We start from the raw sequence: 9,079 nt of genomic DNA on the forward strand, positions 1-9,079 counted from the left end.
GGGGCAGTTTCAGGTCGCCGAGAACTGGCGCAGGCTGGCGGCCAGCGCCACCGGTACCCGCGCCTTGATCCGGGTGCCGTCGCTGATGTGCTCGGTCTGCTGAACCCGGCCGTCGGCATGCACGCGGGACACCAAATCACCGCGGTTATACGGGATTACGACGTCGATCGCAGTATCGGTCGGCGCGGCCAGCTCGGCCATCCGGCGGCGTAGTGCGTCGATGCCATCCCCGGTGCGGGCCGAGACGAACACCGCCCCGGGCAGCGCACGGCGCAACTTGGCCAGCGCCAAATCGCCTGCGGCGTCAACCTTGTTGACCACCAGCAGCTCCGGCGCCGGATCGCCGTGATGGTCGGTGGTCACCTCGGAGATCACCTGGCGCACTGCACTGATCTGGGCCAGCGGGTTGACGTCCGAGCCGTCGACGACGTGCACCAGCAGATCGGCGTCCACGACCTCTTCCAGCGTCGAGCGGAACGCTTCGACCAGCTGTGTCGGCAGGTGCCGCACGAAACCCACGGTGTCACTGACCACGAACGCGCGTCCGTCGTCGAATTGTCCACGGCGGGTAGTGGGTTCCAGGGTCGCGAACAGGGCATCCTGCACCAGCACGCCGGCGCCGGTCAACGCGTTGAGCAGACTGGACTTGCCGGCGTTGGTGTAGCCGACGATCGCGATGGATGCCAGGTCGCTGTCTAGCCGTCGGCTGCGCTGAGTGTCGCGGACCTGCTTCATGTCCTTGATGTCGCGGCGCAGCTTCGACATTCGCTCGCGGATGCGGCGCCGATCGGTCTCGATCTTGGTCTCACCGGGACCGCGCAAACCCACCCCGCCGCCGCTGCCGCCGGCGCGACCACCGGCCTGCCGCGACATGGACTCACCCCAACCACGCAACCGCGGCAGCATGTACTCCATCTGCGCCAGCGTCACCTGCGCCTTGCCTTCCCGGCTGGTGGCGTGCTGGGCGAAGATATCCAGGATCAGCGCGGTGCGGTCGATGACCTTGACCTTGACGGCCTTCTCCAGCGCGGTCAGCTGCGCCGGGGACAGTTCGCCGTCGCAGATCACGGTGTCCGCACCGGTCGCCAGCACCACCCCACGCAGCTCCTGCGCCTTGCCCGAACCAATGTAGGTCGACGCATCCGGCTTGCTGCGGCGCTGGACCATGCCTTCGAGCACCTCAGAACCGGCGGTCTCGGCGAGCGCGGCCAACTCCGCGAGGCTGGCGTCGGCGTCGGCGGCAGTGCCGTCGGTCCACACGCCGACCAGCACGACCCGCTCGAGGCGCAGCTGGCGGTACTCGACCTCGGAAACATCGGCAAGTTCGGTGGATAACCCGGCGACGCGGCGCAGCGCAGCGCGATCGTCGAGCGCGAGTTCACCCGTGCTGGGGGTTTCCTGATCGGGGAATTCCGGGTATGTCATAGGCAACTACATATGGTGCACGCCAAATCGCTGATATGCACGTGAATTAACGCTGGGCGCTGTGCCACCATTCCTCGCTGAGTTCGCCTCGGGCCACCAACACCGACGGCCCACGCAGGTAGCTGGTGGCCTCGGTGATGGTGACGACGACGTCGCCGCCGGGGACCCGCACGGTGAGTGTGCCGCTGGCCGTGCCCGCGTGGCACAGCGCAGCGACGGCGGCCGCGACGGTCCCGGTGCCGCAGGAGCGGGTTTCGCCCACGCCACGCTCGTGCACTCGCATGCTCACCGCACCGTCGGCCGGCGCGGTGAGCACTTCGACGTTGACCCCGCCCGGAAACTGGGCCTCATCAAAGGTCACCGGCGCCGCGACGTCCAGCGCCGCCAGCGCCTGCGCCGTGAGCTCAGGGTCGACGCAGGCCAGGTGCGGGTTGCCGACATCGACCGCCAACCCGCTGAAGGTGCGGCCGCCGACGACAGCCTGTCCCTCACCCAACGTGTTCACCTTGCCCATGTCGACGCTGACGTCGGCGTTGGTCGCATCGACGTGGTGCAGGACGACGGGTCGCGGGCCCGCCAGCGATCCGACGACGAAGTCATCGCGGGTTTCCAGGCCACTGGCACGCAGGTAGTGGGCGAACACCCGCGCGCCGTTGCCACACATCTGTGCCGTCGACCCGTCGGCGTTGCGGTAGTCCATGTACCAGTCGTCGACGGTGACGCCGTCCGGCACGCGATCGAGCGCCCCGGCGGCCAGCAGGGCACCCGCCGTGGTGATCCGCAGCACCCCGTCCGCACCGAGCCCACGGCGCCGATCGCACAACGCGGCCACCACCGCGGGCGTCAGGGTCAGCTTGGCGTCCAGATCGGGCAGCAACACGAAGTCGTTCTGGGTGCCATGGCCTTTGGCGAAGATCATGTGCACCACTGCTCGATCCCGGCTACACCGGCACCGTCGTCGTCGGCGCGGATCATGTGCGGATCACCTGCTCAGGATACGTGCCGCCAGGCTCGTAGCGCGGCGTCGGCGTTGTCGGACGCGCTCGCATCCAGCCATCGGATGCGGTGGTCGCGGCGAAACCACGACCGCTGGCGCCGCACATAGCGGCGGGTGCCGACGAACGTCGGTTCTCGCGCACCGTCGCCGTTGCCGCCCGCATCTAGGTCGGCGATCACCTGCGCGTAGCCCAACGCGCGTGCCGCGGTGACGCCGTCACGCAGCCCGCCTACGAGCAGTCTGGTCACCTCGTCGACCAGACCGGCAGCGAACATCGCCTCGGTCCGGCGGGCCAGTCGTTGGTCGAGAAGCTCAGTCTCGCAATCTAATCCGATGATCACGGTGTCCCAGCGCGGTGTGCCGATGACCGGCGCCGACGCGGCGAACGGCTGACCAGTGAGTTCCACCACCTCAAGCGCACGCACGATCCGCCGACCGTCGGTCGGCAGGATCGACGCCGCGGCCGGGGGATCGCGATCGGCCAGTTCGGCGTGCAACCGGTCTGCGCCGACCTCGGCAAGCCGCTGCTCCCATTTCGCCCGCACCGCCGCGTCGGTCGTCGGGAACGACCAGTCGTCGAGCAGCGATTGGATGTAGAGCATCGAGCCGCCCACCAGCACCGGCACCCTCCCCCGGGACACGATCGCCTCGATGTCGGCGGCGGCGGCGTCCTGATAACGGGCGACGGTCGCGGTCTCGGTGACGCCGAGGACGTCGAGCTGGTGATGCGGGATACCGCAGCGTTGATCGACAGGCAGTTTCGCGGTGCCGATGTCCATGCCGCGGTAGAACTGCATCGCGTCGGCATTCACGATTTCCGCGCCGGCCGCACCGCCGAGCCGCTCGGCAATCTGCAGCGCGAGCTGCGACTTACCGGTGCCCGTCGGGCCGACGATCGCCAGCGGCCTCACAGCTGCCAGACACCGGCGAAGTAACCGACACCGTAGGGCGCCGCCCGGTAGAGCTCCTTGGCCGACCGGGGTACCGGCTCGGCCAGGCCCGCGAGCACCTGGAAGGCCACCCGCCCCACGACTTGCCGGGGCAGCCGGGTCAGCGCAGCCACGTCACCGCAGCTCAGCGCGTCGTCCAGGGCACGCTGAACAGCCACGTCGTTGGGGTGGTGGCCGCCCGGGGCGGACGGGGTCAAGGTGTTGGCACCATCGGCGACGACCACCACGCCCGCCGGCTCGGCCCATCGGTCGATCTCGTTGCGCAGTTGCCTGCCCAGGGCCAGCGCGGCTTCCGCATCGTGGTTCGCGGCGTAGACACGGACTTCGGCGCGAGCGTCTGGCTGAGCCTGATCCCGCATCCACCCGGTGATCAACGCGCACAGCGGCAGCTCGACTGGCCGACCGCTTGCCTGCGGCGAGAGCCGCACCACCAGATCGGCGCCGAAACCGGCAAAGGTGCCAACGCTTTCCGGGCCGACGACAACGTCCGCCGTGTCGTTTGACCCAACCCCGACGACCACCCAGCGCGGTGGCAGCGCGGCCGCGGCGGCCACCATGGCCGCCCGGAGCTCAGCCACCTCGTCGGCCGCGGCCCCGGCGAGCTCGGGGACCAGCACCGGCGCAGACGGAATGATCGCGATGGTGCTCAACACGTCACCAAACTAACGTTCCGACGGCGACAGCGGTTGCCCGATGGCCTTGAACCGCCCCGTGCCAAACTCCTCCATCGTCGTGGCCTCGCCGCGAGCCAGCGCCACGGTCGCGACGATCATCACGATCACCGCCGCCGCCAGGACAAGCAATTTCGTGTCATCGACGCGCAGATCTTCCGAAAGCACGGTGATGCCCAGGATCCATCCCACCACCGGTTTCGCCAGTGTCATCGTCGGCAACGAGGCCGTGAGCGAACCCGCGCGAAAAGACGCCTGTTGAAACACCATGCCGGCCAGCGCAACAGCAAGCAGGGCATACAGTTCCGGCGCGCGCAACAACGCCGCCAAGCCGCCGTGGCCGACTTCGACGGCACCTTTGGTCAGCACCGCGAACAGCGCCAGCGACGAACCCGCCACCAGCGCCAGCAGCACCGCGGCGACGGCACCAGGACAGATTCGGGCGCCGAGGACGCAGAACACCAATGCCGGGCCCATCACCAAGGCCACCACCAACCACGTCTGCAGCGGGGCGCGCTGCTGGTCCGCCGCTGGATTGCCGACCGCGACGATGACCGCCACCGCACCGGCGAGCAACGCCGCCCAGATCCATTCCCAGGCGGTTACCCGGTGGTGGGTGATCCGCGCGTTGATCGGCAACGCGAACAGCAACACCGTCACTTGCAGCGCAGTCACCAGCATCACCGACCCCAGGCTCAGCGCCGCGGCCTGCAGAGCGTAATTCGCCACCGCGGCCAGGGCGCCCAACCACCAGCGGGTGTCGCGTAATGACAGGAGGAACAACTCCCACGCGCCGACCGGTTTGTCCACGATCTCGTGTGCGGAACGCTGACGGATGACGGAACCGATCGCTGATACCAGCGCGGCGCCCAGCGCCAGCACTATGGCGACGTCTGCACCGGCCATGGGCGACCTCCTCCCCGCTGGGTTGCCTGATAGAGCAACTGTTCCATAGCCACGCTACTGATCTGACCAACGTCGGCTTGGGCGCGGCGCGCCACCGCAAACATCAAAGCTGACGAGAAGCTGCGACGAACGCGCTGCAGCTAACGTTACGACGGCGTGTTCCCGACGACGGTTACATCGCGCCCGGCGCCGGCCGCGATGCTGGCCGCTTCGCCGCGAGCCAGGGCAATGGTCGACACGACCACCAAGACCGCGGCGGCGATCAGCACAAACACCTCGGGACCGTCCGCGTACAACGTCTCGTCGAGCACCAGGACACCGAGCAGCGACGCCACCACCGGCTTCGCCACGGTCACCGTGGGTAGCGAGGCGGTCAGCGCACCGGCGCGAAATGACGACTGCTGAAAAATCATCCCCGCCAACGCCGCCGGTATCAGACAGTAGCCCTCGGGCGCCCGCAGCAAGGCCCCGAACCCGCCGGAAACCGCCCCGACGGCGCCCTTGGTCAGCACCGCGAACAGCGCCAGCGACGAGCCCGCCACCACCGCCAGCAGCACCGGCGCCACCGGGCCGCCCGACCAGATACGGGCGCCGAGCACACACAACACCAGGATTGGCCCCATCACGACGGCCACCGCTACCCAGGCCTGCAGCGAACCCCGGGGGTGGCCGCCACCCGGGTGGCCGACGGTGACGAGGATCGCCAACGCGGCGGCCAGCAATACCGCCCACATCCATTCCGAGCGTGTCACCCGGTGATGAGCCAGCCGCGCGTAGATCGGCAGTGCGAAGAGCAGCGAGGTCACCTGCAGCGCCGTCACCAGCATCACCGAGCCCAACGCCAGCGCAGCGGCCTGCAGGCTGTAATTGGCGACGGCGCCGGTGGCGCCCAGCCACCACCGCCTGTCGCGCACCGACAACCGGAAGAGCTCGAGGTGGCCGACCTGCTTATCGGTGATCTCCTGCGCCGACCGCTGGCGGACCACGTCGCCGATCGCGGACGCCAGCGCGGCGCACAGCGCGATCAACGCCGCGTAATCCGCTTTCGACATGCCGATCTCCTCGTCGACGGCCGGCCGCAAGCCCCGACTTGGACCGCCTGTTCACCACCCGTTTCCAGGGATACCCTATGGCGCTGGAGACGAGCGCTGCCGTAGGCACAAGTTGCGTAGACCCAGTTGTTGCCGTAGTCGGAGTCGATGCCGTCGACGGCGCGGTGGGGTCCGTGTCGCTGCCACGGCTACGCCTCGCCGTTCGTCGCTACCTGCCAGCTAACGGACCTCTAACAGCGCTTGGTTCCGGTCGGAAAACGCCGTCTGGCCGCCGCCGTCGGCGGTCATGGTGGCCGCTTCGCCGCGGGCCAGCGCCGTCGTCGCGACCACCACCGCGACCACCGCCGCCACCAGCACAAACATCTGCGGACCGGGCGTGTCCAACGTCTCGCCGAGCACGGTGACACCCAGCACCGAGGCCACCACCGGCTCGGCGACGGTCATCGCAGGCAGGGAGGCGGTCAGCGTGCTGGCACGAAACGCCGACTGCTGAAATACCGTCCCGACCAGCGCCGCCAGTATCCAGGCATAAAGTTCGGGCGCTCGCAGCAATGCACCCGGGCCGTCGCGGACCACCTCCATGACCCCCTTGGTCAGCACCGCGAACAACGCCCACGACGACGCCGACACCACCGCCAGCAGCACCGCAGCGAGCGCTCCTGACCAGATCCGCGCGCCCACAACACACAACACCAGCGCCGGTGCCATCACGACGGCGACGACGATCCAGATCTTCAAAGAGCCGCGCTGGTGGCCGGCCGCCGGATCGCCGACGGTAATGAACACGCCCACCGCCGCGGCCAGCGAAACCGCCCACAACCATTCCCGACGGGTCACCGGGTGACGGGTCAAACGCGCATTGGTCGGCAAGGCGAACAGCAGCGCCGTCACCTGCAGCGCCTGGACCAGCACCACCGACCCGAGCACCAGCGCGATGGCTTGCAGTCCGAAGCTGGCCGCCGCCGCCAGGCCGCCCCACCACCAGCGGATGTCGCGTAACGACAAGCGGAACAGCTCGAAGTGGCCGACCCGTTCGTTGGTGATTTCCTGCGCCGACCGCTGACGGATCACATCCCCAACCCCGGATATCAACGCCGCGACCAACGCCAGTAACGCCGCGATATCGACCTTCGCTATGGGAGACCCCCTCGTCCAGCTCCGGCCGGAATGCCGCTATCCACACATGCCGACCATAAATTGTTTCACGAACGAGGGGTATTTCTGGCTAACGCCACGCCCCGAATCGGCGCCGCAAAACCTGGGCACTTCAACGGCTAGCGCCAACTGGGAACGCACCGCCCAACAAGCTGCTTCAATACTGGTGAGATCCAGACGGGAGTACCGGTAGCTTCTCCCGCGAGTGCATTTGACGGCGCCGCAATGCGCGGCAGGTGCGCGGCCAATCACCGCGCGAAGGGTAGGTGACGGTAGCTCATGACGTCTGAAGATCCCCATAACGGACCCCGGCCCATACCACGGCCGGGACCGCGACCCGGGCCCAAACCAACACCCCGCCCCCACCCCCACGCAGTCTCCGGGCCGCTGGCCAACGATCCACACCGATTCGGACGCGTCGACGCCGACGGGACGGTATGGCTGATCGGCGCGGCCGGCGAACGGGTCATCGGATCCTGGCAGGCCGGCGACCCCGAAGCCGCGTTCGCTCATTTCGGTCGGCGATTCGACGACCTGAGCACCGAGGTCACGCTGATGGAGGAGCGGCTGGCTTCGGGCACGGGCGACGCGCGCAAGATCAAAGCCCACGCGGTGGAGCTGAGCGAGACGCTGCCGACCGCAAATGTTCTCGGCGATGTCGATGCGCTGGCCGCGCGGCTCGCCGGCATTGGTGAGCAGGCCGACGCGGTCGCCGCCGCCGATCGCTCCCGCCGGGACGAGCATCGCGCAGCCCAAACGGCCCGCAAGGAGGCCCTGACGGTCGAGGCCGAGGAGCTGGCCAACACTGCGACGCAGTGGAAAGCTGCCGGCGACCGGCTGCGCGCAATCCTCGACGAATGGAAGACGATCAGCGGTTTGGACCGCAAGACCGACGACGCGTTGTGGAAGCGCTACTCGGCTGCGCGGGAAACCTTCAACCGGCGACGCGGATCCCATTTCGCGGAATTGGACCGCGAGCGGGCGGGTGCCCGCGAGGCGAAAGAGCGGCTCTGCGTGCAGGCAGAGGAGCTCGTCGATTCGACGGACTGGGGTGCGACCAGCGCCGAGTTCCGCAAGCTGCTCACCGATTGGAAGGCAGCCGGACGTACGGCCCGCGATGTCGACGACGCGCTGTGGCGCCGCTTCAAGGCCGCCCAAGACACTTTTTTCAAGGCGCGGAACGCCGCGACCGCCGAGCGAGACTCCGAATTGCACGCGAACGCCACCGCCAAGGAAGCGCTGCTGGCCGAAGCGGAAAAGCTAGACACGAGCAATCACGAGGCGGCGAGGTCGGCGCTGCGGACGATCGCCGATAAGTGGGACGCGATCGGCAAGGTGCCCCGAGAACGGTCGGCCGAGCTCGAGCGCCGGCTCCGCGCAGTGGAAAAGAAGGTGCGCGACGCCGACGAATCGGACTGGTCGGACCCGCAGGCTCAGGCCCGTGCCGAGCAGTTCCAAGCGCGTGCCGAGCAGTTCGAACGCCAGGCCCAGAAGGCCGAGGCGGCCGGGCGCAGCAAGGAAGCCGAGGAGGCCAAGGCCAACGCCGAGCAGTGGCGGCAATGGGCTGACGCCGCCGCTGATGCGCTGACCCGCAAGCCCTAGCCCGGCTACCCGGCGAGCGCAGCTATTCGGGCGCCTGGGGCGGCTCGGTGTCGTCGAGAGTTTCCAGCAGCGTGCGGGACTGCCGATGCGCGGCGGCTCGACGGCGCTGCTCCTCGGCGGCGAGTTGCACGATCGTTCGCGACCACACCACCCGGGCCCAGTGAAACGTCAACAGGATGACGGTGATCCAGGCGACCACCAGACCTACACCGGGGCCCGGATGGCCCGCGGCCACGGTCTGCCGCGACCAAACGGCCAGCAATCCTGCAGCACTGGCCACCGCCGAACCCGCCAAAGCCACCCAGGCCAACGCCCAGCGCC

Annotated in this window: 8 protein-coding genes and 1 pseudogene; 1 reads left to right on the forward strand and 8 read right to left on the reverse strand. The window is 68.6% G+C overall.

The window, feature by feature from the left end; all coding sequences use genetic code 11:
- Nucleotides 1–9: 9 nt before the first annotated feature.
- From hflX to VNW74_RS15595, 7 genes are all read right to left on the reverse strand, one after another.
- Nucleotides 10–1,425: a GTPase HflX gene (gene hflX, locus VNW74_RS15565; protein ID WP_325678340.1), complete on the reverse strand. Its 1,416-nt coding sequence runs from the start codon at nt 1,423–1,425 to the stop codon at nt 10–12.
- Between the two features lie 46 nt (nt 1,426–1,471).
- Nucleotides 1,472–2,344, reverse strand: coding sequence for a diaminopimelate epimerase (gene dapF / locus VNW74_RS15570; protein WP_325678342.1), 873 nt, complete (start codon nt 2,342–2,344; stop codon nt 1,472–1,474).
- A 71-nt stretch (nt 2,345–2,415) separates the two neighbouring features.
- On the reverse strand, nt 2,416–3,333 hold the full coding sequence (gene miaA / locus VNW74_RS15575; RefSeq protein ID WP_325678344.1) for a tRNA (adenosine(37)-N6)-dimethylallyltransferase MiaA: 918 nt from the start codon (nt 3,331–3,333) through the stop codon (nt 2,416–2,418).
- Nucleotides 3,330–4,025, reverse strand: coding sequence for a hypothetical protein (locus tag VNW74_RS15580; protein ID WP_325678346.1), 696 nt, complete (start codon nt 4,023–4,025; stop codon nt 3,330–3,332). The genes miaA and VNW74_RS15580 overlap by 4 nt, the downstream gene beginning before the upstream one ends.
- Nucleotides 4,026–4,034: 9 nt before the next feature.
- Nucleotides 4,035–4,949 (reverse strand): DMT family transporter, encoded by a 915-nt coding sequence (locus VNW74_RS15585; protein ID WP_325678348.1) that lies wholly within the window; start codon nt 4,947–4,949, stop codon nt 4,035–4,037.
- Nucleotides 4,950–5,095: 146 nt separating this feature from the next.
- The gene (locus tag VNW74_RS15590; RefSeq protein ID WP_325678350.1) at nt 5,096–6,001 is read right to left on the reverse strand and encodes a DMT family transporter; all 906 of its coding nucleotides are present in this window, start codon (nt 5,999–6,001) and stop codon (nt 5,096–5,098) included.
- Nucleotides 6,002–6,220: 219 nt separating this feature from the next.
- Nucleotides 6,221–7,138, reverse strand: coding sequence for a DMT family transporter (locus tag VNW74_RS15595; RefSeq protein WP_325678354.1), 918 nt, complete (start codon nt 7,136–7,138; stop codon nt 6,221–6,223).
- A gap of 297 nt (nt 7,139–7,435) precedes the next feature.
- Here VNW74_RS15595 and VNW74_RS15600 point away from each other — a divergent pair, with 297 nt between their 5' ends.
- Complete coding sequence (locus VNW74_RS15600) at nt 7,436–8,758, forward strand: DUF349 domain-containing protein (RefSeq protein WP_325678352.1); 1,323 nt, start codon at nt 7,436–7,438, stop codon at nt 8,756–8,758.
- A 22-nt stretch (nt 8,759–8,780) separates the two neighbouring features.
- Here the strand turns inward: VNW74_RS15600 and VNW74_RS15605 are convergent.
- Nucleotides 8,781–9,079, reverse strand: a pseudogene (locus VNW74_RS15605) (hypothetical protein); the annotation flags it as partial.

The organism is Mycobacterium sp., assembly GCF_035570115.1.
GTDB lineage: Bacteria > Actinomycetota > Actinomycetes > Mycobacteriales > Mycobacteriaceae > Mycobacterium.